The sequence below is a fragment of the Candidatus Omnitrophota bacterium genome, assembly GCA_028716245.1.
Classification (GTDB): Bacteria; Omnitrophota; Gorgyraeia; order Gygaellales; family Profunditerraquicolaceae; genus UBA6249.
In genome coordinates, this window is sequence record JAQUQW010000001.1 from 158,567 (window position 1) to 181,993 (window position 23,427).

Below are 23,427 nucleotides of genomic sequence, written 5' to 3' on the forward strand. Positions count from 1 at the left end.
ATGAAGAAAAGAGTTGCCGTAATCAAAAGAAAAACTAAAGAGACGCAGATTAGCGTAAAGCTATTGATCGGAGGCCAGGGCAAAAGCAAAATTGATACCGGTATAGGTATCTTGGATCATATGCTTGAATTATTTAGTTTTCATGGCCTATTTGATTTGGAAATTTTGGCCAAGGGCGATCTTAAGGTGGATATTCATCACACTAATGAAGATATCGGGATTGTTTTAGGGGATGCTTTTAAAAAGGCCCTGGGAGATAAAAAAGGAATTAAGAGATTCGGTTCCATTGCTGTACCGATGGAAGATGTAGTGGCTAACGTGGTAGTAGATATCAGCGGCAGAGGATTTTTTAGCGGGATAAAAAGCGTAGTGAATAAGGTTTCGAAATTTGAGAATAATGAAGGTTATTCTTTTGAATACGCCAATCATTTTTTTGAGGCATTTGCCAAGAGATTGGGGATGAATTTGGATATTACCATTTCAAGTTTGAATCCTGACTTACACACCAACTTAGAGCCTATTTTTAAGGGATTGGGTATTGCTTTGGATCAAGCCACTCAAATTGACCCGCGCAGAAAAGGCATTCCTTCGACTAAAGGCGTTATTGACTAATGAAGATCGCGATTATCGACTATGGCATGGGTAATATTCATAGCGTGGCCAAGGCCGTGGCGCTTTTTGGCGCAAGGCCGGTAATCACGAATAAAAAAAACGATATAAGCTCTTGCGATAAAATGGTGCTGCCCGGGGTAGGGGCTTTTGATGACGCGATCTTTGAATTAGAGAAGCAGGATTTAATCCGAGTCATTAAGGAGCAGGTTAATCAAAAAAAAGCGTTTCTGGGAATTTGTTTAGGGTTGCAGCTTTTGTTTGAGAGCAGCCAGGAGGCAAAAGTTAATAAGGGCCTGGGTATTTTTGGCGGTCAGGTAGTTAAATTTCATTCTGAATCTGGTTTGAAAGTTCCGCACATGGGATGGAATGATCTTAAAGTTACGGCTGGTAATTGTCCTCTGTTGAATGGGATAACCGATAATTCTCAGGTTTATTTTTGCCACTCCTATTATCCTGATCCTGCTGATAAATCGGTGATTGCAGCGACTACCCATTATGGATTGGAATTTGCCAGTGTTTTGTGGAAGGATAATGTTTACGGCGCGCAGTTTCATCCGGAAAAAAGCCAGGCAACCGGTTTAAAGATAATCAAAAATTTTGTGGAGCGATGTTAATTATACCGGCAATTGATTTAAGGGGTGGCAAGGTCGTGCGGCTTTTTCAGGGAAAGTTTAACCGGGAAAAGGTTTATTCCAGCGACCCGGTCAAGGTAGCCAAACATTGGGCCAGGCAGGGGGCAAAATTTTTACACATTGTGGATCTGGACGGGGCTTCCAGCGGGGCGCCTAAAAATTTAGGAGTTTTAAAGGAGATCGTAATCCAGGTTGGCATACCGGTTGAATTTGGCGGCGGAGTAAGAAGCATAGAAACAATATCCAGGCTGTTTACTTTGGGGGTACAGAGAGTCATTTTAGGCACCAAAGCCGCCGGTGATGAAGAATTTTTAAAAAAAGCCTGGAAGAAATTTGGCGAAAAAATTATTGTGAGTATTGACGCAAAGAACGGTGAGGTCTTGACGCAAGGCTGGAATCGCAAAGTTGCCAAAACCACTTTGGATTTTACCAAAGATTTAAAGAAGATAGGTTTTAAGCAAATAATTTATACGGATATTTCCAAGGATGGGACTTTGGCCGGCCCGAATATCCTGGGGATTAAAGAATTGCTTAAGTTAACCGGGCTAAAGGTCATTGCTTCCGGAGGGGTTTCTGATTTAAAAGATTTAGTAAGGCTTAAGCAGCTTAAAAAACAGGGTTTGGTTGGGGTGATTATTGGTAAAGCGCTGTATGAAGGTAAATTTACTTTAGTTGAGGCGTTGAAATTAAAAGGTAAGACACCCCGCGCTTAGCGGAATTGCGCGGGTGTTGTCTTCGTAGACAAAAAAGGAGGGGGCATGGCAAAAAGAGTATTGTTGTTGGGGTTAGCGGTGGTTTTTGTTTTTTCTTTAAGCGGGTGCGCTACAATGCGTAAAAACGATGCTTTAGAAATCCAGGGGTTAAGGGACAAAGTTTCGGCGCTTGAGGCGCAGTTAAAGGAAAAAGATGACGAACTTAACAGTTTGAAAGAAACTTCGGTAAAGGGCAGCGGAGATGTTAATGTGGTTGAGGGTAGGGTTGGCGAAGCTAAGCAGCAGGCAGATCCGAAACAGATTCAAACAGCTTTAAAAAATGCCGGATATTATCAGGGTACTGTTGACGGTAAGATGGGTAAGAAAACGCGCAAAGCAGTAAGGGAGTTTCAGAAAGCAAACAATCTTCCTGTTAACGGTAAGGTCGGCAAGAATACCTGGATAGTTTTAAAAGATTATCTTGAAAAGAAGGTTAAATAAGTAAGGCCGAGCAAGGATTTTGGTAAATAAAATATATGTTAAGTAAACGTATTATCCCCTGTTTGGATATTAAGGATGGCCGTGTGGTCAAGGGAGTAAAGTTTTTGGGCTTACGCGATGCCGGGGATCCGGTTGAGGCGGCCCGGGCCTACGATCAGCAGGGAGCGGATGAACTGGTATTCTTGGATATTACTGCTAGTTTTGAAAACAGAAAAACTTTGGTGGCTTTGGTCCAAAAGATTGCTCAAAACATCTTTATGCCTTTTACAGTCGGCGGAGGCATCGGCGAGATCGAGGATATCCGCAATATTTTAAATGCCGGAGCTGAGAAAGTTTCAGTTAATACGCAGGCGGTAAAATTTCCGCAGTTAATCAGCGATGCGGCAAAAAGATTCGGCAGCCAGTGTATCGTCGTGGCCATTGACGCCAAAAAGCAGGATGATCACTGGGAAGTTTTTGTTAACGGCGGCAGGACTCCTACGGGGATTAACGCGCTGACCTGGGCGGAAAAAGCAGCCAGGCTGGGGGCAGGGGAGATCCTTTTGACCAGTATGGATTTTGATGGGACCAAGAATGGCTATGATTTAGAGTTGACCAAGGCAGTTGCCGAAAAAGTGCATATCCCGGTAATTGCCTCAGGAGGGGCAGGTTCGTTAGAGGATTTTTATAATGTCTTTGTCAAGGCCGGCGCGGATGCCGCGTTAGCCGCTTCACTTTTTCACTATCAGGAATTTTCCGTAAAACAGGTAAAGAATTATTTAAAAGAAAGAGGGGTAGCTGTAAGATTATGAGAAAGATAAATTTTAGATTGGGAAGTTTAAAGTTCAATAAGGATGGATTGATCCCGGCGATTATCCAGGATTACAAAAATAGCCAGGTATTGATGCTTGCTTATATGAACAAAGAATCGCTGCGGCGTACTTTAAAATTGGGTAAAACCTGTTTTTGGTCGCGTTCGCGCAAAGAATATTGGGTAAAAGGGTTAACCAGCGGGCACTTTCAGTTTGTTAAAGCAATTGCCTATGATTGCGATCTGGATGCGCTCTTAATCAAAGTGCGCCAGGTAGGTAAAGCCTGCCATACCGGTAATAGGAGTTGTTTTTATAAAAGGATAAGATAGGGGATCGATTGATCAAGCCGGCTTTTAAAGAATTTCTAAAATTAAGCAATAAGGGCAACGTTGTCCCGGTTTACCAGGAGATCAATGCCGACCTGGATACTCCGGTCTCTGCTTTTTTGAAAATTAAGCAAGGCGATTACTCTTTTCTTTTGGAGTCCGTGGAGGGCCAGGAAAAAATTGCCCGTTATTCTTTCTTAGGCACTAATCCCAGCCTGATTTTTAAAAGCAAGGGAAGGCGGATAGAAATTATCGATACGGCCGGGAATAAGAAAAAGAGTTTTATTACCGATAGCTCCCCTTTGGCTGAAATTAAGAAGATAATGCAGGATTTTAGGAGCGTAGAGGTGGCGGGCCTGCCGCGTTTTTATGGCGGCCTGGTGGGTTATATCGGTTATGATATGGTAAGGTTCTTTGAGAATATTCCCGATAAAAATAAGGATGATTTGCATATTCCCGACGCGCTTTTAATCCTCACGGATACGCTTTTGATCTTTGACCGGCTTAATCATACCATAAAAATAGTAACTAATGTTATCCTGCCCAAAACTTCCGGGCCGCTTAAGAAAAAAAAGCTTTATGAAAAAGCAATTAAAAAGATCGAATCAATATATAATGACTTCAACCGTTCTGTTGTCCAGAGAGGCGGCCCGGCTAAACCCGGAAAATTACATATTAGCAGTAATCTTAAGCAATCCGAATTTGTCAGGATGGTCAAGCGGGCCAAAGAGTATATAAAGAAGGGCGATATTATTCAGGTAGTCCTGTCGCAGCGGTTTAAGGTTAAGACGCAAAAGGATGATTTTGCCATTTACCGGTCGTTGCGCAGCCTCAATCCTTCACCATATATGTATTATCTTAAGTTAAAGGATTTTTCGATTGTTGGCTCAAGCCCGGAGATGCTGGTGCGTTGTGAAAATGGTTTGGTGCAGAACCGCCCGATTGCCGGTACCCGCAGGCGCGGCAAGAACCCGCAGGAGGATCTACGCCTTGAAAAAGAGCTCTTGAGCGATGAGAAAGAAAGGGCTGAGCACCTGATGCTGGTGGATTTAGGCAGGAATGATTTAGGGCGGATAAGTAAGCCGGGCAAGGTTAAAGTTGATGAGTTTATGCGCGTAGAAAAATTTTCGCACGTAATGCACCTGGTCAGCCAGGTAAGCGCGATACTTGACAAAAAAAGGTTTGATATCTATGATGTGTTAAGATCCGCGTTTCCCGCGGGCACGGTTTCCGGCAGCCCCAAGATCCGGGCGATGGAGATTATCGATGAGCTGGAAAATTTAAAACGTTCCTTATATGCCGGCTCAATCGGTTATTTTAGTTTCTCGCATAATCTGGATACTTGCATTGCCATTCGCACGCTGCTGCTCAAAGATGGCACGGCTTATGTGCAGGCCGGGGCAGGGATTGTCGCTGACTCTGTTCCGCAAAAAGAATATCAGGAATCAGTGAATAAAGCTAAAGCCTTGATGGAGGCAATTAGCAAATGAAGAAGATCCCGCCTCAAATTATTCGGCGGGATAAATTCGCGTATTGACTTACTCACACTGTCGTGTTCGTAAGTTAAGCGCTCATTTAAAGGAGGATACACAATGGCAGTGCATATTCGACTAAGAAGAATCGGTAAAAATCCCGGCGGAAAGCCGCATTTCCGCGTCACTGTTTTCGATGAGCGCCGGGGCCGGGATAGCCGGATAATCGAAGAACTGGGCTATTACAAACCGGCCAGCGGCTCGGCAGTGCTTAAGAAAGAGCGCATTGCGGCTTGGATAAAAAATGGTGCCCAGCTTTCGACAACCGTAAAGAGTTTATTGAAGAAGTCTAACAGAGGAGCTTAATATGCCACAGCAAAGCGCAGTTAATCCGATAGTCCAGCTTTTACCATTAGCTTTAATCTTCGTTATTTTTTATTTTCTGTTGATCCGGCCGCAGAAACAAAAGGAAAAAGAGCACCAGAAAATGCTTGCGGGAATTAATAAAAATGATGAGGTTGTAACTTCAGGCGGGATACACGGGGTGGTAGTCAATGTAAAGGAGAAGACTTTAACCTTACGCATTGATGAAAACGTGAAGATGGAGATTGAAAAAAACAGCGTTGCTTATATTAAAAAGCCTTAAAATATACCAAAAAACAGGAGTTAAATGATGGAAAGAAAACTGACCTATAAAATATTGCTTATCTTAGGTGTGATTGGATTGTGCGCGTTTTATACTTTTCCTCTAAGTAAGCATATTAACCTGGGCCTTGATTTGCAGGGCGGGATGCATCTGTTGCTTAAAATTGATACCAGCCACCTTGAAGGAAAGGCAAAATTAGATGCCTGTGACCGGGCAGTCGAGGTTATCCGCAACCGCATCGATGAGTTCGGGGTCAGGGAAACTTCCATTCAAAAGCAGGGCGAGGATGAGATTGTGGTGCAGCTTCCCGGGGTTACTGACCGGACGCGCGCCATTGATTTAATCGGTAAAACCGCAATGCTTGAATTTAAAGTTGTCTCCAGTGATGCGGATAAACTCAAAGAGGCAATTGCCGGGACGGTCCCGGAGGGGTATGAATTAAAGTATTCCCAGGAAGAGAATGAGCCGTTACTGCTTGAGAAGAAAGCTGTTTTAGTGGGGGATTCTTTAACCGATGCTTCGATGCGTTTTGATCAGAGCCAATTCAGTGAGCCGATCGTTGCTTTAAAGTTTAATCCTGCAGGCGCCAAGAAATTTGCCGAAGTAACCGCGGCTAATGTCGGAAAGCGGCTGGCAATTGTCCTGGATGGAAAAGTGCAGTCAGCACCCAGGATTAAGGAGGCGATTCCTTCGGGGGAGGCGGTAATTACCGGCAGGTTTGATGTTCAAACTGCTCAGGATCTGGCCTTAGTCCTGAGAGTAGGCGCATTACCTGCGCCAATGCATATTGAAGAGGAAAGGACAATTGGCCCGTTATTAGGGCAGGATTCGATAAACAAGGGAGTTAAGGCCTGCGTTATCGGTATCGGCTTAGTTTTTATTTTTATGGCCGCCTATTACCTTTTAGCCGGGATCATTGCTAATATCGCGCTTTTTCTTAACTTACTGATAATCTTAGGGTCATTGGGTATGCTTCCCTTAATATTTCCCGGCATATCCGCTACTTTGACACTGCCGGGTATCGCCGGTATTGCTCTTTCTCTAGGTATGGCAGTGGATGCCAACGTCCTTATTAATGAACGTATAAGGGAAGAACTGGCCGCGGGCAGAAGTTTACGCTTGGCAATAACTAATGGATATGAGCGGGCTTTTAGCGCCATATTCGATTCAAATCTTACGACCTTGATTGCCGCGTTCCTTTTGTTTCAATTTGGCACCGGCCCCATAAGAGGCTTTGCGGTTACCTTAACTATCGGTTTAATTGCCAGCATGTTTACCGCCATTGTCGTCACCAGGGTGATTTTTGAACTCCTTTTAAATTCGGGGATCCTGAAATCATTGCCGATGTTAAGGTTGATTAAGGATACAAAAATAGATTTTATCAGCAAAAGAAAGATTTTTTATACGCTTTCTATCGTAATTACGGTAGCAGGGTTAGTTTCTTTTTTAATGAAAGGCAATAAGGCTTACGGCATAGATTTCTCCGGAGGGCAGCTTCAAGAATACATGTTCAAAACACCGCCTTCTGTAGATAAGGTGAGGAAGGTTTTAGATGGGATTAATCTTAATAACGCTTCCATGCAGCAATTTAAAGATAACCCGAATGTTTTACTGATCAGGACATCGGAAGATAAGAATGAGATATTGACTAAGGGGCTAAAACAAAGTTTTCCCCAGGATGATATTCAGGTTTTAAGGATTGAGCGCGTTGGCCCTATAGCCGGCAAGCACTTAAGGGATAAGGCGGTGCTGGCGCTTTTCTGGGCATTGGCCGGAATTCTTATCTATGTTGCTTTCAGGTTCAAGCATTTTAACTTTGCGATTGCCGGTATCATTGCTCTTATTCATGACGTCTTAGTTGCCTTAGGCGCGCTTTCCTTAACCGGCAGGCAGATAGATCTTTTAAGTGTGACTGCTTTTTTAACTATTGCCGGCTATTCAATAAACGATACGATTGTTGTCTATGACCGGGTGCGGGAAAACGCCAAGCTTTACCGCAAATTAAATCTTTACGAATTGATTAATTTGAGTGTAAATCAATGCTTAGGCAGGACAGTGTTGACTACCGGGGTTACCTTATTGTGCGTTTTGGCAATCTTTTTATACGGGGGAGAGATTCTCGGTAATTTTTCTTTTGCCCTGTTAATCGGTTTCTTCTGCGGAGCCTATTCCACGGTTTATATCGCTTCACCATTGGTACTTGCTTGGAGCCGCAAAAGCTCTAAATAAAATAAGACTGCAAAAAATGGACGCCTCCCTTAAAGGGGGCGTCCATTTTTACTTATAATATGTTATTTAAATCTCTCAAGCTATATCTAAACCAAGATGTTCATTTAGAAACTCTCTTTGAGACCCTGGTTGATTTTGGTTACCGCAGGCAGGAGATGGTTTCCGCAGAAGGTGATTTTAGCCGCCGTGGGGCAATTATTGATATTTTTCCGGTTTCTTTTGAGCTGCCAATCCGTATTGAATTAGATAATGAAAAAATTATTTCTATCAAAACTTTTAATCCTTCCAGTGGAGAAGCCCTTTGGCAGCATAATATTGTTATTGTCCTGCCGCATAAAAAATCCTCAGGCGTAAGAAGCACTGTGTTCAGCGAAGAGTTCCCTTTAAAAAATTTCGTAGATTTGAATATCGGTGATTTTGTAGTGCATAACCAGCATGGCATAGGAAGGTTCCTGGGTATGCAGAAAATTAAAGCAGGAGGCGGTCTTAAGGATCACCTGGTGATTGAATATGACCGTAATGAGAAACTTTATGTGCCGGTAGATGCCATGCATCTGGTGCAGAAGTATATTGCTTTTCACGCGGGGCGGCCCAAACTCTACCGTTTAGGCAATAAGCAATGGCAGAGGGTAAAGGCGTCCGCGCGGAAGGGTATTCAAAAGCTGGCCTGGGAGTTATTGAGTTTACAGGCGATGCGCCTGGCTTCCAAGGGGTTTAAGTTTTCCGCGGACACCGATTGGCAGGCTGATTTTGAAAAAACCTTTCCGTATGTAGAAACTCCCGATCAGGCCAAGGCAATGGCAGAGGTTAAACTCGATATGGAATCTTTTAAACCCATGGATAGGTTGCTTTGCGGGGATGTGGGGTATGGGAAAACCGAAGTAGCGATGCGGTCGGCATTTAAATCGGTGATGGATAATAAGCAGGTAGCTTATTTGGTTCCAACGACCATATTAGCCGAGCAGCATTATAAGAATTTCACCGGCCGGCTGGTTAATTTCGCGGTAAACGTTGCGATGCTTTCCCGTTTTAAAACCATTAAACAACAAAAAGAAATTATCCAGGGATTAGCTGATGGAAGCGTGGATATAGTTATCGGCACGCACCGGCTGCTTTCGGAGGATGTGCTTTTTAAGGATCTAGGTTTAGTTATTGTTGATGAGGAGCAGCGATTCGGAGTTAAGGCTAAAGAAAAGCTGAAAAAACTTAAAACCACCATAGATGTTTTAGTTTTAACGGCCACCCCGATTCCGCGCACCTTGTACATGAGCCTGATGGGGGCAAAAGATTTTTCCGTGATCAATACCCCGCCGCAAAATAGGTTGCCTATCAAGACGGTTGTGGTAGAATATGATGCGGATTTGGTAACCCAGGCCATAAAACGGGAGTTGGCGCGCCGGGGACAGGTGTTCTTTTTACATAACCGGATTATGGATCTTGAAAAAATCCGGGATAAGATCGCCAAAAATTTACCTGCTGGGGTGCGGATTGCCGTAGCTTGCGGCCGAATGCCTTCTTCTTTACTTGAGCGGATCATGTCGGATTATATTTGCGGCAATATTGATGTTTTGGTTTCGACGATGATTATCGAATCCGGAATCGATATTCCAAACGCCAATACCATTATCGTAAATAACGCTCAGATGTTTGGTTTATCCGATCTGCATCAATTGCGCGGCAGGGTGGGCAGGTTCAATCGATCCGCATACGCCTATTTTATGATTCCGCCTAATCTAGTTTTAGAGGATGATGCCAGGAAGCGCCTTAAGGCGATCGAGGAATACAGTGAGTTGGGCGCTGGTTTTAATATTGCGATGCAGGATCTGGAGATCCGCGGGGCCGGCAATATCCTCGGCCAGGAGCAGCATGGATTTATCAGCGCTGTCGGGTTTGACCTTTATTGCAGATTATTAAAAGAAGCAGTGGTTAACTTTAAGAAAGCAGGGGTATTCAATGAAGCGCATAATTAGTTTTTTGGTCCTGGCAATAACCTTTACTTTTTCCAGCCCCGCTCTTTACGCGCAGGATAAGGTAGTGGCGATAGTGAATAATGAAGTTATTACGCAAAAAGATCTTAATGATTTTTTGAATTATATACGCCTGCAGTATTCACGCGAAGTTAAAGGAAAGGCTTTGGCGGAAAAAGTAGAAGCAATGCGGCAGGATTTATTACAGCGGCTGATCGAAGACCGGATTATACTTGCGCAGGCAAAAATCGATAAGATAAGTATCGATCCCGGCAGGGTAAAAGAAAAAATTAACGAAATTAAGAAACGTTATCAGTCGGATTCGGAAATGGAACGTGATTTGGCTAAACAGGGATTAGTGCAGGCGGATTTGGAGAATAAGATCCGGGAGCAAATGCTCATGTATAACATTGTTGAACAGAAGGTGCGCAGTAAAGTGGTGGTTTGGCCGGAAGAAATTACCAGCTTTTATAATCAGAATAGACGGCAGTTTTTGAAGCCGGAAGAGAGGATTCTGACGGTTATTATCCTGCCCAGTGAAGATTTGGCTAAAACCGTCAGTTATCAATTGAGGGTTGGATCAAAATTAGAGGATCTTGCCGCAAAATACCAGTTTACTACCGATAAGCTTACTGTTGCGCAGGGGCAGCAGCTGCGCAGTGAGATTGAAGAAACAGTATTTAAATTAGGAATAAGAGAAGTGTCTAATCCGGTAAAGATCGATGCGCAATATTATATCTTTAGGTTAGATGATATTATTGGAAGCCGGCAATTGGGTTTGGATGAGGCGCAGGCTAAAATCCAGGTTTATTTATTCGATAAGAAAATGCAGGATGCCTTGGCCAAATGGTTAGATGAACTTAAAAAACAATCCTACATTAAAATCCTCGAAAATTAGAGTCGGCATTACTATCGGTGATCCCTCAGGAATCGGACCGGCCATCACTTTGAAAGCCCTGGAAATATTAAAAGGCCAGGCCGATTTTACGGTTATCGGCAACAGCTTTGTGCTGGCTAAGGCGTCTAAACTCTTAAAAATACGATCCTTGCCTCTAAAGTTAATCGATTTAAATAATGTTGATCCCAAGAATTTTGCCTTCGGCAGATTAAAGGCGCAAAACGGCCGGGCTTGCTTGGAATACCTCGATGCGGCTTTGGGCCTGCTTAAGGAAAATAAAATTGATTGTTTGGTTACCTGCCCGATTTCAAAAGAAGCGATCAATCTGGCAGGAGCTAAATTTTCCGGCCACACAGAATACCTTGGCAAAAAGACAGGTTGTAAGGATTTGGTAATGCTGCTGCTTAATGATAAATTAAAATTTAGTTTGGTTACCAGGCATGTGGCGCTTAAGGATGTTTGCGGGTTACTGGGTCGTAAAAGTTTGGAAAATAATATTCTAAGGACAATCAAGGGCTTGAGATCTTTATTCCTGATAAAAAAACTAAAGTTGGTTGTTTGCGGAGTTAATCCGCATGCCTCAGATAACGGAGTAATCGGTAAAGAGGAAGAGAAGGTTATGATACCGGTGATAAAAAGCTTAAAGAGAAAGGTTAAAGGTGTTTCCATAGTCGGACCGCTTTCTGCCGATGCGGCAATATCACAGGCGGCAAAAGGTAATTTTGACTGCGTAATTGCCGCTTATCATGACCAGGCGCTTATTCCTTTGAAATTAACGGATTTTGACAGCGGGGTAAACCTTACTTTCGGCCTTCCTTTTGTGCGCACCTCTCCTTTACATGGGACGGCTTTTGATATTGCCAAAAAGCCTGCTAGAGCTTTCCCCGGGTCACTGGTTACTGCGATAAAACTTGCCATAAAATGTACGTTAAACCAAAAAAAAGCCTAGGCCAGAATTTTCTAACTGACAAAAATATCCAGCAAAAAATAATCCGCGCCTGCGGGCTGGCCGATGAAGATATTATTTTAGAGATAGGTGCCGGGCTCGGCGATTTCACTGCCCAGCTTGCAGCCTGCACAAAGAAAGTTTATGCTCTTGAGATCGATCAACGCCTGTATCCAAGCCTAGAGCAGAATTTAAGCGCACGTAACAATTGCAAAATCATAAAAAGCGATATATTAAAATTTGAAATAAATAAATTTTTGCAAGAAGAAAAAATAAAACAAAAGATAAAAGTCATCGGCAATATTCCCTACTACATATCCAGCCCGATTATTGAGCATCTGATCAACTATCGTAATAATATCGGTGAAGTTTTTATGACTGTGCAAAAAGAGTTCGGCCGCAGGGTTTGCGCTGGCCCCGGGTCAAAGGAATACGGATCTTTTAGTTGTTTTGTGCAGTATTACGCCCAGTGCAGGATCCTTTTTGAAATTAACAAGAGATGCTTTAAACCTGTCCCTAAAGTAGATTCATCTTTTTTGTCCCTGAAGTTTAGAGAGAAACCGCCGGTTAAAGTAGAGGATGAAGCGGCATTTTTTAAGTTAATCCGTACTGCTTTTAATCAGAGAAGAAAAACTTTACGCAACAGCCTGGAAGGTTTACTGGAGCTGCAGGAGCTAGAAAGGCTTCTGGATAGCGCCGGTATTAATAGAAATGTACGCCCGGAAGATCTTTCTCTGGGAGAGTTCGCCAAGCTTGCTCAAAAAAGTCAAAAAATATCTTGACAAACCCGCAATTATATTATAAACTTCTTTACTTTCACGATTATCTAGTAAAATAGTACTTCCAATCTAATTTCATTATTACCAAAGAAAGAGTTTTGAGTAATTTCTTGGGGTGTAGATTTTTTTTATTTATTGGCTCAACCGACATTGCGAATCCATTGCTGCTGGAGTAGCTCAGTTGGCAGAGCACGTCCTTGGTAAGGACGGGGTCACGAGTTCAATTCTCGTCTCCAGCTTACTAAAAAAATATGCGTGAAACGATAACCTTGGAATGTACGGTTTGTAAAAATAGAAATTATACGACGTCAAAGAACAAAAAATTGCATCAAGACAGGCTGGAGCTTAATAAGTTCTGCAACTCTTGTCATAAGCATACCCCGCATAAAGAGATTAAATAATATTAGGGGCGTCGGTTAATGGCAAACCAACGGTCTCCAAAACCGTGACTGCAGGTTCAAGTCCTGCCGCTCCTGTAGTCTATGGTTAAAAGAGAAGCGCAAGATTTATGAATATTTTAGCAAAACCGGTAAATTTTTTAAATGAAGTCAGGAGTGAATTAAGCAAAGTTGCCTGGTCGACCAGAAAAGAGCTGCTTGCTTCTACGGTTTTGGTAATTACGGTTACGGTGATTATGACGGTTTTTATCGGGATAGTTGATCTGGTTTTGTCCAGATTTCTAAGTGTGGTTTTTAAATGAAGAACTGGTACGTTGTGCATACACAAACCGGGATTGAGGAAAAAGTAAAAGCATCTTTAGAAAAGAAGGTGGCTTCCGAAGGGCTGCAAGATTTGATCTCCAGCGTTATTATTCCTACCGAGCAGGTTTCCGAGGTGCGCGCCGGAAAGAAGAAGATCACGCAGAGGAAGTTCTTTCCGGGGTATTTATTAGTGGAAATGGATTTAAGCGAACAAACCTATCTTTTTGTCAAAAATTCTCCTGGAGTAACGGGGTTTATCGGGTTAGGCAGGAAACCTGTGCCATTGCCTCAGGAGGAGGTAGACAATATCCTTAAACGCACCAAAGAAACCGCGGCCAAGCCGTCACCGAAAATAGTTTTTGAGAAAGGCGAACAGGTCAGGGTTAACGAAGGCCCATTCTTGAATTTTAACGGTACAATCGAAGAAGTTTATCCTGAAAAAGGGAAAGTAAAAGTGAGCGTTTCTATCTTTGGCCGCTCTACGCCGGTGGAATTGGAATACTGGCAGGTGGAGAAAGTTTAACTATGGCAAAGGCAATTAAGGCACAGATTAAATTACACGTTCCGGCAGCGCAGGCAAATCCGGCGCCTCCGGTAGGCCCGGCACTAGGCCAGCATGGCGTAAACATTATGCAGTTCTGCAAGCAGTTTAATGACCAAACTAAAGGCAGGGATGGGTTAATCCTTCCAGTAGTGATTAGTGTTTTTGAGGACAGGACCTTTACCTTTATTATTAAGAGTCCGCCGTCGTCTATTTTGTTAAAAAGGGCAGCGAATTTAGCCAAGGCATCAGGGACAAGCGGAAAAGAGATTATCGGCAAAGTAACTAAGAAGCAGATTGAGGAGATTGCCAAACTAAAGCTAGCGGATTTAAATACTAATGATATGAATCAGGCAATCAAGAGTATTGAAGGTACTGCCCGCAGTATGGGTATTGCCATTGAAGGATAAAATATGAAAACGCTGAGTAAAAGATACAAAGAATCAGTTAAGCAGGTAGAGAAAGATAAATTTTATCAATTAAAAGAGGCGGTAGCCATATTGAAGAAACTGCCTAAGCCAAAATTTGACGGTTCCGTCGACCTGCATTTTAATCTGGGCGTGGATACTAAAAAGAGCGATCAGATGATTCGCGGGACGGTTGTGCTTCCGCATGGGACAGGAAAAAAAGTGCGGGTTGCGGTATTCTGTAAAGGTGAACATGAGCGCCAGGCCAGGGAAGCAAAGGCGGATTATGTCGGCGGCACGGAATTAATGGATAAAGTTGCCGCAGGGTTCCTTGATTTTGACTGCGCCATCGCCACTCCTGAAATGATGAAAGATTTAAGTAAGCTTGGCAAAATACTGGGCCCGCGCGGCCTGATGCCCAGCCCTAAGACCGGCACGGTGACCAATGATATTTCAAAAGCCATTGAAGATGTAAGGAAGGGCAAGGTTGAGTTTCGCGTGGATAAGCAGGGCGGGATGCATTTATCGATAGGCAAGATTTCTTTTGACGAAAACCAGATAAATGATAATGCTTCCAAAGTGATCGAGGCAGTCAACGAATCAAGGCCGGCATCGGTAAAAGGTAAATTTGTCAAGAGCCTGAGTATAACTGCTTCTATGAACCCGGGATTAAAGATCATCTGCTAAAACAAGAAAATTGCTTATAAAGTTTAATTTATTAAAAGCAATTTTAGAAGTGGTAAACAATTTAAGGTCTATACCATGAAAAAAATCGGCCAATTAATCAAGGAAACTTCAGGGAATCGCATAAAGGATAGTTTTAAGTCATCCAAAGGATTGATTATTATTAAATACTCCGGAGTATCCAGCCCCGACATGAGTACCCTAAGGAAGTCCCTTAGAGGCTCAGGATCTGATCTTTTTGTAGTTAAAAACAGCATTGCCAAAAGAGCAATGAAAGAATTGGGCCTGGTTGATCTAGTTAAGTCGGTAGAGACGCCCTGCGGAATGATTTTCTTTAAGGATGAGCCGGTTGATACCTCTAGAATTTTGTGCGCTTTTCGTAAAGATCATGAAAAGCTTGTATTAGAAGGCGGATTATTACAAGATAAATTATTAAGTTTAAAAGATATTGAAGTGATGAGCACCCTGCCTTCCAGAGAGGTTTTGCGGGCTAAGGTAGTGGTGACCTTGAATGCTCCGATTTCAAAATTGGCAATTGTTTTAAATCAGACGTTAAAGAAGTTCGTTTATTGTTTAGATCAAATTAAACAGAAAAAAACAAGTTAACTAGTACCCCGCGCTTAGCGGAATTGCGCGGGGGTACACTATGGGCAACACCCCGCGTTTATAAGGAATTACGCGGGTGTGTCCTACTGACAAGGAGGAAGAAATGGCAACTGCAAAATTGGAAGATTTAATCAAGTCAATTGAGACGATGAGCGTTCTTGAGCTGGCTGACTTAGTTAAAGCTTTAGAGGAAAAATTTGGTGTAAGCGCAAACATGCCGATGGCCGCAGCTCCTGCTGCCGGTGCTGCCGGTGCAGCTCCTGCTGCCGAAGAGAAGAGCGTTTTTACTGTAGTGCTGACTAGTGCCGGTGCAAATAAAATCGCAGTAATCAAAGAAGTGCGCACGATTACTAACCTTGGTTTGAAAGAAGCCAAAGATTTAGTTGATGCCGCTCCTAAAGCAATCAAAGAAGGCGCCAATAAAGAGGAAGCTGCGGAAATGAAGAAGAAACTGGAAGCAGCCGGTGCTACCGTAGAGTTAAAGTAAATTTAAGCAAGATTTCGTTAAATAAAAACGTAAGTGTTCAATTAAATAGGCCTAAGCTGGCCATAAAATAATGATTAAACGAAAAAATTTTGCCAAGATAAAGGAAGTCTACGATTTACCTGATCTTTTAGATGTTCAGCTGGACACTTATCGTGAATTTCTGCAGATGGATCTGCCGGCCGGAGAAAAGAAAAATCAGGGCTTGCAGGAAGTTTTTGGTGAGATCTTTCCTATCGAAAACGCTGACCGTTCAGTGAAGCTGGAATTTATCAGTTATTCTTTAGGGAAACCCAAATACACAATGAGCGAATCCAAAAATCGCTCATTAACTTATGCCGCCCCGTTAAAAGTAAAATTCCGCTTAACTACTCCCCGGGAAACAAAAGAGCAGGACGCTTATTTTGGGGAGATTCCCTTGATGACCGAAACCGGGACTTTCATTATCAACGGTGATGAACGGGTGGTCGTTAGCCAGCTGCAACGATCTCCCGGAGTATCTTTTGAAGAAGAGCTGCATCCTACCGGAAAGAAGATTTTTTACGGCAGGGTTATTCCTTACCGCGGCGCTTGGTTAGAATTTAAATATGATCTTACCGAAACCATTACCGCTTATGTTGACCGCCGCAGGAATTTTCCCGCAACTCAAATTTTAAGGATCTTAGGTTTCTCCGAAGACAGCCAGATATTTGCCGCTTTTGGCAAAGAGCATCCTGAAATTGTTAATACCCTGAAGAAAGATTACACTAAAAATAAAGAAGAAGCATACCTTGATTTCTACCGCAAAATGCGGCCGACGGAGCCGGTAACCAAAGAGGCTGCTGAAGGCTTGTTTTATAGATTATTTTTTGATCCGGCCAGATATGATTTAGAAAGAGCCGGCCGTTTTATTTTGAATCGTAAACTAGGGATGGAGATGTCTTTAGATAAAAGGATACTTGATTCCGATACTGTAATTAAGGTGATCGAGTATTTAATTAAACTTAATGCCGGTTCGGGTAAAATTGATGATATTGACCATTTGGGAAACCGCCGCGTAAAGAGCGTCGGCGAGTTGGTTCAAAATCAGGTGCGTATCGGGTTATCCCGCGTTGAGCGTTCAATCAAAGAGAGGCTGAGTATTTTAGGTGAGTTTGATAATTTAAATGTGCATTACCTGATTAATTCCAAACTTTTAAGCAATCAAATCCGGGATTTCTTCGGGCGCAGCCAGTTATCCCAGTTTATGGATCAGATTAATCCTTTAGCCGAAATGACGCATAAGCGCCGTTTAAGCGCTTTAGGGCCGGGAGGGCTTTCCCGCGAAAGGGCGGGGTTTGAGGTCAGGGATATCCACCCTTCACATTATGGAAGGGTTTGTCCTATTGAGACACCGGAAGGCCCGAATATCGGTTTGATTGCCTCTTTGAGTTGTTTTGCGCGGATTAATTCTTTAGGCCTGATCGAGACTCCTTACCGTAAAGTAGAAGACGGCCGGGTGACTAAAAAATTTGAATATTTGACCGCGGACATTGAAGAGGATAAGTTTATCGCCCAAGCTGATGTCCCGTTAGATAGCGAAGGGTATTTTGTGGATAAATTTGTTACCTGCCGCTATAAGGATGATTTCCCGAAAGTGCCGGCAAAAGATGTGCAGTATATGGATGTTTCGGCAAAACAGCTGGTTTCCGTCGCTGCTTCCCTGATTCCTTTCTTAGAGCACGATGATGCCAACCGCGCGTTGATGGGTTCAAACATGCAAAGGCAGGCTGTTCCCTTGATGATTACCGAGGTACCTTTGGTTGGTACCGATATGGAAGCAAAAGTCGCCCAGGATTCCGGCACCGTAGTTATCGCCGAGGATTCCGGAAAAGTAACCAGCGTCGATGCTTCCGCCATTACCGTGGGTAAGAAAATTTATCATCTGAAGAAATTTTTGCGTACTAATGCCGATACCTCGATAAATCAAAGGCCGCTGGTAAAATTAGGCGAGCGTATCGAAGCAGGCCAGGCGATTGCCGATGGTATTGCTACCAAAGAAGGTGAATTGGCTTTAGGTAAGAATGTTTTAGTCTCTTTAATGCCCTGGAGAGGTTATAACTTTGAAGACGCTATTCTTATCAGCGAGAGATTGGTTAAGCAGGATTCTTTTACCTCGATCCATATCGAAGAATTTGAGATTGAAGCTGCCGAAACCCGGCTGGGCAATGAAGAGATTACCCGTGATATTCCTAATGTCAGTGAAGAAGCTTTAAGAAATCTTGATGAGGATGGGATTATTCGAGTCGGGGCGGAGGTTGGGGCCGGAGATATTCTGGTTGGCAAAATTACTCCCAAGACCGATTCTGAACCCAGCCCGGAAGAAAGATTGCTGCGCGCAATTTTCGGCGAGAAAGCCGGCGATGTCCGTGACACTTCTCTAATTGTCCCTCCCGGAGTTGAAGGCATAGTTATTGATGTTCATGTTTTTCAGCGCAAAGACCGCGGCCGTAAAACTAAAGAAGAAAAGACTAAAGAATTAGCAAAAATCCGCGAACTCAAAGCGTATTATAAGCAAGAGATCGAATTTTTACAGGCCGAGAAAACTTTACGTTTATCTCAGGTGTTGGGAATAGATAAGAAAAAAGTAGAGAAGTTTGATTTCAGCGATAATGAAGAGGCAAAGATTTTAGCTGCTTCCTTTGATGAGCAGATGCAGGAGTTGTTGGCTGAAGAGGAGCAAGAGATTGAAAAGGTGCGCCGCGGCGATGAATTACCCACGGGTATCTTAAAGAGGGTTGTAGTCTATGTGGCTACAAAACGCAAACTTTCCGAAGGTGATAAACTTGCCGGCCGGCACGGTAATAAGGGTGTGGTTGCCAGGATTATCCCTGAAGAAAATATGCCTTATATGCCTGACGGTACTCCGGTAGATGTGGTTTTGAATCCATTAGGCGTTCCTTCGCGTATGAACGTAGGCCAGATCTTGGAATGCCATTTAGGCTGGGCGGCCAAAGTTTTAGGGATAAATGTCAGTTGCCCTGTGTTTGACGGGGCCAAAGAGGCTGAAATCAAGGAGTTGCTTAAGAAGGCGGATTTGCCGGAAGACGGAAAGATTACCCTCTACGATGGTTATACCGGTGAGCCTTTTGATCAGAAGGTTACCGTAGGGTACATGTACATTTTAAAACTTATCCATTTAGTTGATGAAAAAATTCATGCCCGCTCTATCGGGCCTTATTCTTTGGTTACGCAGCAGCCATTAGGCGGTAAAGCGCAATTTGGCGGCCAGAGATTAGGTGAAATGGAAGTTTGGGCTCTAGAAGCGTATGGAGCGGCATTCACTTTACAGGAGATGCTTACGGTTAAGAGTGATGATGTCAGCGGCAGGACGCGGATTTATGAAGCGATTGTTAAGGGTGAGCAGCGTTTAACTCACGGGACTCCGGAATCATTTAATGTTCTAATCAAGGAATTGCAAGGCTTGTGTCTTGATATCAAGACAGAAAAGGCTAAATAATGGAAGAGATCGTATCGTTTGACAGTATTTCAATTAAGATTGCCAGCCCTCAGGTAATTAAAGGATGGTCTAAGGGCGACGTCAAAAAAGCCGAAACGATTAATTACCGCACCCTCAAGCCGGAAAAAGACGGCCTGTTTTGTGAAAAGATTTTTGGCCCGGTGCGTGACTGGGAATGTAATTGCGGTAAATATAAAGGCATAAAATTCAAAGGTATTACCTGTGACCGTTGCGGAGTAACGGTTGATCGTTCAAGTGTCCGGCGCGAACGCATGGGGCATATTGATTTAGCTACGCCGGTTACGCATATCTGGTTTTTTAAGGCTGTGCCCAGCAGGATGAGCGCGCTCTTAGATATCGGCTTAAGGGATTTGGAAAGAATTATCTATTATGAGGAATATGTTGTAGTGGATCCCGGGAGTACGCCATTAAAGAAAAAAGAGCTGCTTACCGATGAACAATATCAGGAAGCGCTGAGCAAATATGGCGCAAGTTTCAAGGCCAAGATTGGCGCCGAGGCAATCAGCGAACTTTTGAAGGAATTAGACCTGGATGCGGTCTGCCGTAAATTCAGGAAAGATTTAGAGAAATCCAAAGACGTTTTAAATAACCGCAAAGCGATTAAGAGCTTAAAGATTGTCGAGGATTTTAAGAAAAGCGGGAATAAGCCGGAATGGATGATTTTAGAAATTGTTCCGGTAATCCCTCCGGATTTGCGCCCCCTGGTTCCTTTGGAGGGCGGAAGGTTTGCCACAAGCGATCTTAATGATTTATACCGCCGGGTAATTAACCGCAATAATCGTTTAAAGAAATTAATGGAGTTAAGTGCCCCTGAGATTATTATCCGCAATGAAAAGCGCATGCTTCAGGAAGCAGTGGATGCGCTTTTGGATAATGGCCGCCATGGTAAGCCGGTAAACGGCGCCAATAACCGTCCGTTGAAATCCCTTTCCGATATGCTTAAAGGAAAGCAGGGAAGGTTCCGCCAGAATCTTCTGGGTAAGCGCGTAGATTATTCGGGGCGTTCGGTAATTGTTGTGGGCCCGGAGTTAAAACTTCATGAATGCGGGCTTCCTAAACAGATGGCCCTGGAGTTATTTGAGCCGTTTATTATTAAGAAATTAAGAGAAAAAGGGTTTGTACATACGATCAAAGGCGCCCGCCGAATGGTTGAGCGCGGTAAGATCGAAGTCTGGGATATTTTGGATGAAGTGATTAAAGACCATCCGATCATGCTCAACCGTGCCCCGACCCTGCACCGTTTAGGTATTCAGGCATTCCAGCCGTTGTTAATCGAAGGAAAATCAATAAAAATACATCCATTAGTTTGTACTGCTTTTAACGCCGACTTTGACGGGGATCAGATGGCTGTGCATGTGCCTTTATCCTTGGAATCACAATTAGAGACCAAGGTGCTCATTATGGCCATTAATAACATATTTTCTCCTGCTGATGGCCGGCCGGTAATTTCTCCTACTCAGGATATAATTTTGGGCCTGGCATATTTGAGCCGGGAAAAAGCAGGCGCGCAAGGCGAGGGAAAAATCTTCTCCAGCCCTGATGAAGTTTTAATCGCTTATGATGATAAGGCAGTGGAGTTACACGCTAAAATCAAGATTTACGTTCATAGCTTATATAATTTTGACCAGAAAAAGGCCATTGACGCAAAGCAGATGATCACGACTACTGTCGGCCGGGTATTATTCAATCAGGCCTTGCCTCCCGAGTTTGGGTTTGTCAATTGTGATTTAAATAAAGGTAAGGTCAGCGATGTGGTGGTTAGCTGCTATAAGAGGTTTGGCCACACTACGACCATTAAACTGCTCGATGATATTAAAAGATTAGGTTTTGAGATGGGCACCCTGGGCGGTATCTCTATTGGAATTGATGACATGACTGTTCCCGTAGATAAGCCCCAAGTTTTAAAAGAATCTAAAGAAGAGGTAGCTAAGGTTGAAGATCAATACCGTAAAGGTATCATTACTGACAGCGAGCGTAAATCCAAGGTAATTGATATCTGGACGCACGCGACGGATAAAATTTCGGATCTTTTGTTTAAGGGTATGGATTCTTTTAACCCGATCTTTATGATGGCAGACAGCGGGGCGCGCGGTTCGCGCCTGCAGGTCAGGCAGCTTGCCGGTATGCGCGGCCTGATGGCTAAGCCCAGCGGGGAAATCATTGAGAACCCGATTACGGCAAATTTCCGCGAAGGCTTGAATGTTTTAGAGTATTTTATTTCTACCCACGGCGCGCGAAAAGGCTTGGCTGATACTGCGCTTAAAACCGCGGATGCAGGTTATTTAACCCGCAGGCTGGTCGATGTTGCTCAAGAGGTGATTATTTGCGAGGAGGATTGCGGGACGCTTAATGGTATTACGGTTTCGGCGATTACTGAAGGTGACGAAGAGGTGGTCGGGCTTAAAGACCGGATCATCGGAAGAGTTGCTTTGGACAATGTGGTTGATATTATTACCGATGAGGTTATTGTTGAGCAGGGAAGCGAAATAACCGAGGAGAAGACCGAACAGATTGAAAGATTAGGAATTGAAAAAATCCGTATTCGCAGCGTTTTAACCTGTGAATCCGGAAGGGGAGTTTGCGCTAAATGTTATGGCCGCAATCTTTCTACCGGCAGGTTAATCGAATTAGGAGAAGCTGTCGGGGTTGTGGCTGCCCAGAGTATCGGTGAGCCCGGTACGCAGTTGACCATGAGGACATTCCATATCGGAGGTACCGCCTCAAGGACTATTGAGCAGTCATTTATTAAAGCCAAGAATGAAGGTATAATCAAATATCATAATTTAAGGGTTACGCTTAAGAATAAAGAGTATGTCGTCTTAAACAGAAATGGGGCAATCAGTATTAACGATGCCCAGGGCCGGGAACTAGAGCGTTATCCGCTTCCGCAAGGCGCGTTCATTCTTATTGCCGACGGAGAAAAGGTTACCAAGGGGGTATCTTTTGTGCATTGGGATCCTTATACCTTACCGGTGCTTACTGAAGTTGGCGGTATAGTGCGTTTTGAAGATTTACGCGAAAATGTTACGATGCGTGAAGAGATTAATCCGGTCACAAAATTAGCTGAGCGCGTAGTGGTTGAACATAAGCCGGAGTATCATCCTCAGGTAGTTATCCTGGATGATAAAAAAGAAGTTTTAGGGATATATCCTATTCCTATCGGCGCCCACATTATTGTTCGCGATGGCGAACGGGTAGGCGGAGGAGACCTCCTGGCAAAAATTCCGCGTACCGTTGTTAAAACCCGCGATATTACCGGCGGCCTTCCGCGCGTTGCCGAGCTTTTTGAAGCCAGGCGCCCGAAGGATCCGGCCATTATCAGTGAAATTGACGGGTTTGTTGAGTTTGGGGAAACCAAGAAAAATCAGCGCGTAATCATTATAAAATCGGCAACCGGCATGGCCAGGGAATATATTATTCCCCATGGTAAACATCCGAATGTTTACAAAGGGGATAAAGTTACCGCCGGCCAGCAGCTTACCGACGGTCCGGTAGTTTTGCAGGATATTTTAAGTGTCTGCGGCGATAAGGTTTTGCAGGAGTACTTGGTAAATGAAGTGCAGGAGGTTTATCGCTTGCAGGGAGTGCGGATTAATGATAAGCATATCGAAGTAATTATCCGCCAGATGCTCAAAAAAGTAAGGGTTGAGGATCCGGGTGATACGGAGTTTTTGGCTACCCAGCAGGTAGATAAATGGGTATTCCAAAAAGAGAATACCCGGGTGATCAAAAAAGGCGGCAAGCCGGCTCAGGCAACGCCCCTGCTTTTGGGCATTACCAAGGCTTCGCTTACTACCGAGAGTTTTATCTCCGCTGCCAGTTTTCAGGAAACTACCCGCGTTCTAACCGAGGCGGCAACCAGCGGTAAACGGGATGAATTATTTGGTTTAAAAGAAAATGTTATCGTTGGGCACTTGATTCCGGCTGGTACCGGATTTAGGGCCCATCGCGATATTGAAGTAGTAAAAGTAGGAGCTGAAAACAGCGAGGAAAAGAAAGAGAAAAAGGAATAAC

Annotated in this window: 23 protein-coding genes and 2 tRNA genes; all 25 read left to right on the forward strand. The window is 43.7% G+C overall.

The features are described from left to right. The 25 genes from PHG87_00845 to rpoC all read left to right on the forward strand — a co-directional run bounded on the left by PHG87_00845 (position 1) and on the right by rpoC (position 23,426). Entirely contained in the window at positions 1 to 612 is a 612-nt protein-coding gene (locus PHG87_00845) for an imidazoleglycerol-phosphate dehydratase (GenBank protein MDD5476749.1), read from the forward strand. Beyond that, positions 612 to 1,226 carry an imidazole glycerol phosphate synthase subunit HisH gene (gene hisH / locus PHG87_00850; protein ID MDD5476750.1) on the forward strand — a complete coding sequence of 205 codons (615 nt, stop codon included), beginning with the start codon at positions 612 to 614 and terminating at the stop codon, positions 1,224 to 1,226. Before PHG87_00845 ends, hisH begins: the two co-directional genes overlap by 1 nt. Further along, positions 1,220 to 1,957, forward strand: coding sequence for a 1-(5-phosphoribosyl)-5-[(5-phosphoribosylamino)methylideneamino]imidazole-4-carboxamide isomerase (hisA, locus tag PHG87_00855; GenBank protein ID MDD5476751.1), 738 nt, complete (start codon positions 1,220 to 1,222; stop codon positions 1,955 to 1,957). The genes hisH and hisA overlap by 7 nt, the downstream gene beginning before the upstream one ends. Before the next feature lie 45 nt (positions 1,958 to 2,002). Beyond that, the gene (locus PHG87_00860) at positions 2,003 to 2,437 is read left to right on the forward strand and encodes a peptidoglycan-binding domain-containing protein (protein ID MDD5476752.1); all 435 of its coding nucleotides are present in this window, start codon (positions 2,003 to 2,005) and stop codon (positions 2,435 to 2,437) included. 35 nt (positions 2,438 to 2,472) lie between these two features. Continuing rightward, the gene (gene hisF / locus PHG87_00865; GenBank protein MDD5476753.1) at positions 2,473 to 3,228 is read left to right on the forward strand and encodes an imidazole glycerol phosphate synthase subunit HisF; all 756 of its coding nucleotides are present in this window, start codon (positions 2,473 to 2,475) and stop codon (positions 3,226 to 3,228) included. Next, a complete protein-coding gene (gene hisI, locus PHG87_00870) occupies positions 3,225 to 3,557 on the forward strand; it encodes a phosphoribosyl-AMP cyclohydrolase (GenBank protein ID MDD5476754.1) in 333 nt (110 codons plus the stop codon). Before hisF ends, hisI begins: the two co-directional genes overlap by 4 nt. Positions 3,558 to 3,565: 8 nt before the next feature. After that, on the forward strand, positions 3,566 to 5,044 hold the full coding sequence (gene trpE / locus PHG87_00875; GenBank protein ID MDD5476755.1) for an anthranilate synthase component I: 1,479 nt from the start codon (positions 3,566 to 3,568) through the stop codon (positions 5,042 to 5,044). 102 nt (positions 5,045 to 5,146) lie between these two features. Beyond that, entirely contained in the window at positions 5,147 to 5,392 is a 246-nt protein-coding gene (gene rpsP, locus PHG87_00880) for a 30S ribosomal protein S16 (protein MDD5476756.1), read from the forward strand. A 1-nt stretch (position 5,393) separates the two neighbouring features. Next, positions 5,394 to 5,672 (forward strand): preprotein translocase subunit YajC, encoded by a 279-nt coding sequence (yajC, locus tag PHG87_00885; GenBank protein MDD5476757.1) that lies wholly within the window; start codon positions 5,394 to 5,396, stop codon positions 5,670 to 5,672. 24 nt (positions 5,673 to 5,696) lie between these two features. Beyond that, positions 5,697 to 7,901, forward strand: a complete 2,205-nt coding sequence (secD, locus tag PHG87_00890; GenBank protein ID MDD5476758.1) for a protein translocase subunit SecD — start codon at positions 5,697 to 5,699, stop codon at positions 7,899 to 7,901. A 59-nt stretch (positions 7,902 to 7,960) separates the two neighbouring features. Further along, a complete protein-coding gene (gene mfd / locus PHG87_00895) occupies positions 7,961 to 9,871 on the forward strand; it encodes a transcription-repair coupling factor (protein MDD5476759.1) in 1,911 nt (636 codons plus the stop codon). Further along, the gene (locus PHG87_00900) at positions 9,855 to 10,766 is read left to right on the forward strand and encodes a peptidyl-prolyl cis-trans isomerase (protein MDD5476760.1); all 912 of its coding nucleotides are present in this window, start codon (positions 9,855 to 9,857) and stop codon (positions 10,764 to 10,766) included. Before mfd ends, PHG87_00900 begins: the two co-directional genes overlap by 17 nt. After that, positions 10,723 to 11,715, forward strand: a complete 993-nt coding sequence (gene pdxA / locus PHG87_00905; protein MDD5476761.1) for a 4-hydroxythreonine-4-phosphate dehydrogenase PdxA — start codon at positions 10,723 to 10,725, stop codon at positions 11,713 to 11,715. Before PHG87_00900 ends, pdxA begins: the two co-directional genes overlap by 44 nt. Continuing rightward, positions 11,688 to 12,494 (forward strand): 16S rRNA (adenine(1518)-N(6)/adenine(1519)-N(6))-dimethyltransferase RsmA, encoded by an 807-nt coding sequence (gene rsmA / locus PHG87_00910; GenBank protein MDD5476762.1) that lies wholly within the window; start codon positions 11,688 to 11,690, stop codon positions 12,492 to 12,494. Before pdxA ends, rsmA begins: the two co-directional genes overlap by 28 nt. Positions 12,495 to 12,657: 163 nt before the next feature. Then, positions 12,658 to 12,730 (forward strand) — tRNA-Thr (locus PHG87_00915). 12 nt (positions 12,731 to 12,742) lie between these two features. Further along, entirely contained in the window at positions 12,743 to 12,892 is a 150-nt protein-coding gene (gene rpmG, locus PHG87_00920) for a 50S ribosomal protein L33 (GenBank protein ID MDD5476763.1), read from the forward strand. Positions 12,893 to 12,896: 4 nt separating this feature from the next. Further along, positions 12,897 to 12,967: transfer RNA gene (locus PHG87_00925), tRNA-Trp, on the forward strand. Between the two features lie 32 nt (positions 12,968 to 12,999). Then, positions 13,000 to 13,191, forward strand: coding sequence for a preprotein translocase subunit SecE (gene secE / locus PHG87_00930; GenBank protein ID MDD5476764.1), 192 nt, complete (start codon positions 13,000 to 13,002; stop codon positions 13,189 to 13,191). Then, positions 13,188 to 13,715, forward strand: coding sequence for a transcription termination/antitermination protein NusG (gene nusG, locus PHG87_00935; protein ID MDD5476765.1), 528 nt, complete (start codon positions 13,188 to 13,190; stop codon positions 13,713 to 13,715). The genes secE and nusG overlap by 4 nt, the downstream gene beginning before the upstream one ends. Before the next feature lie 2 nt (positions 13,716 to 13,717). After that, on the forward strand, positions 13,718 to 14,143 hold the full coding sequence (rplK, locus tag PHG87_00940) for a 50S ribosomal protein L11 (protein ID MDD5476766.1): 426 nt from the start codon (positions 13,718 to 13,720) through the stop codon (positions 14,141 to 14,143). Between the two features lie 3 nt (positions 14,144 to 14,146). Further along, the gene (rplA, locus tag PHG87_00945) at positions 14,147 to 14,827 is read left to right on the forward strand and encodes a 50S ribosomal protein L1 (GenBank protein MDD5476767.1); all 681 of its coding nucleotides are present in this window, start codon (positions 14,147 to 14,149) and stop codon (positions 14,825 to 14,827) included. A 75-nt stretch (positions 14,828 to 14,902) separates the two neighbouring features. Next, positions 14,903 to 15,430, forward strand: coding sequence for a 50S ribosomal protein L10 (rplJ, locus tag PHG87_00950; protein MDD5476768.1), 528 nt, complete (start codon positions 14,903 to 14,905; stop codon positions 15,428 to 15,430). 103 nt (positions 15,431 to 15,533) lie between these two features. Beyond that, positions 15,534 to 15,917 carry a 50S ribosomal protein L7/L12 gene (gene rplL, locus PHG87_00955; protein ID MDD5476769.1) on the forward strand — a complete coding sequence of 128 codons (384 nt, stop codon included), beginning with the start codon at positions 15,534 to 15,536 and terminating at the stop codon, positions 15,915 to 15,917. Between the two features lie 70 nt (positions 15,918 to 15,987). Next, positions 15,988 to 19,392 (forward strand): DNA-directed RNA polymerase subunit beta, encoded by a 3,405-nt coding sequence (rpoB, locus tag PHG87_00960; protein ID MDD5476770.1) that lies wholly within the window; start codon positions 15,988 to 15,990, stop codon positions 19,390 to 19,392. After that, the gene (gene rpoC / locus PHG87_00965; GenBank protein ID MDD5476771.1) at positions 19,392 to 23,426 is read left to right on the forward strand and encodes a DNA-directed RNA polymerase subunit beta'; all 4,035 of its coding nucleotides are present in this window, start codon (positions 19,392 to 19,394) and stop codon (positions 23,424 to 23,426) included. Before rpoB ends, rpoC begins: the two co-directional genes overlap by 1 nt. Position 23,427 lies beyond the last annotated feature (1 nt).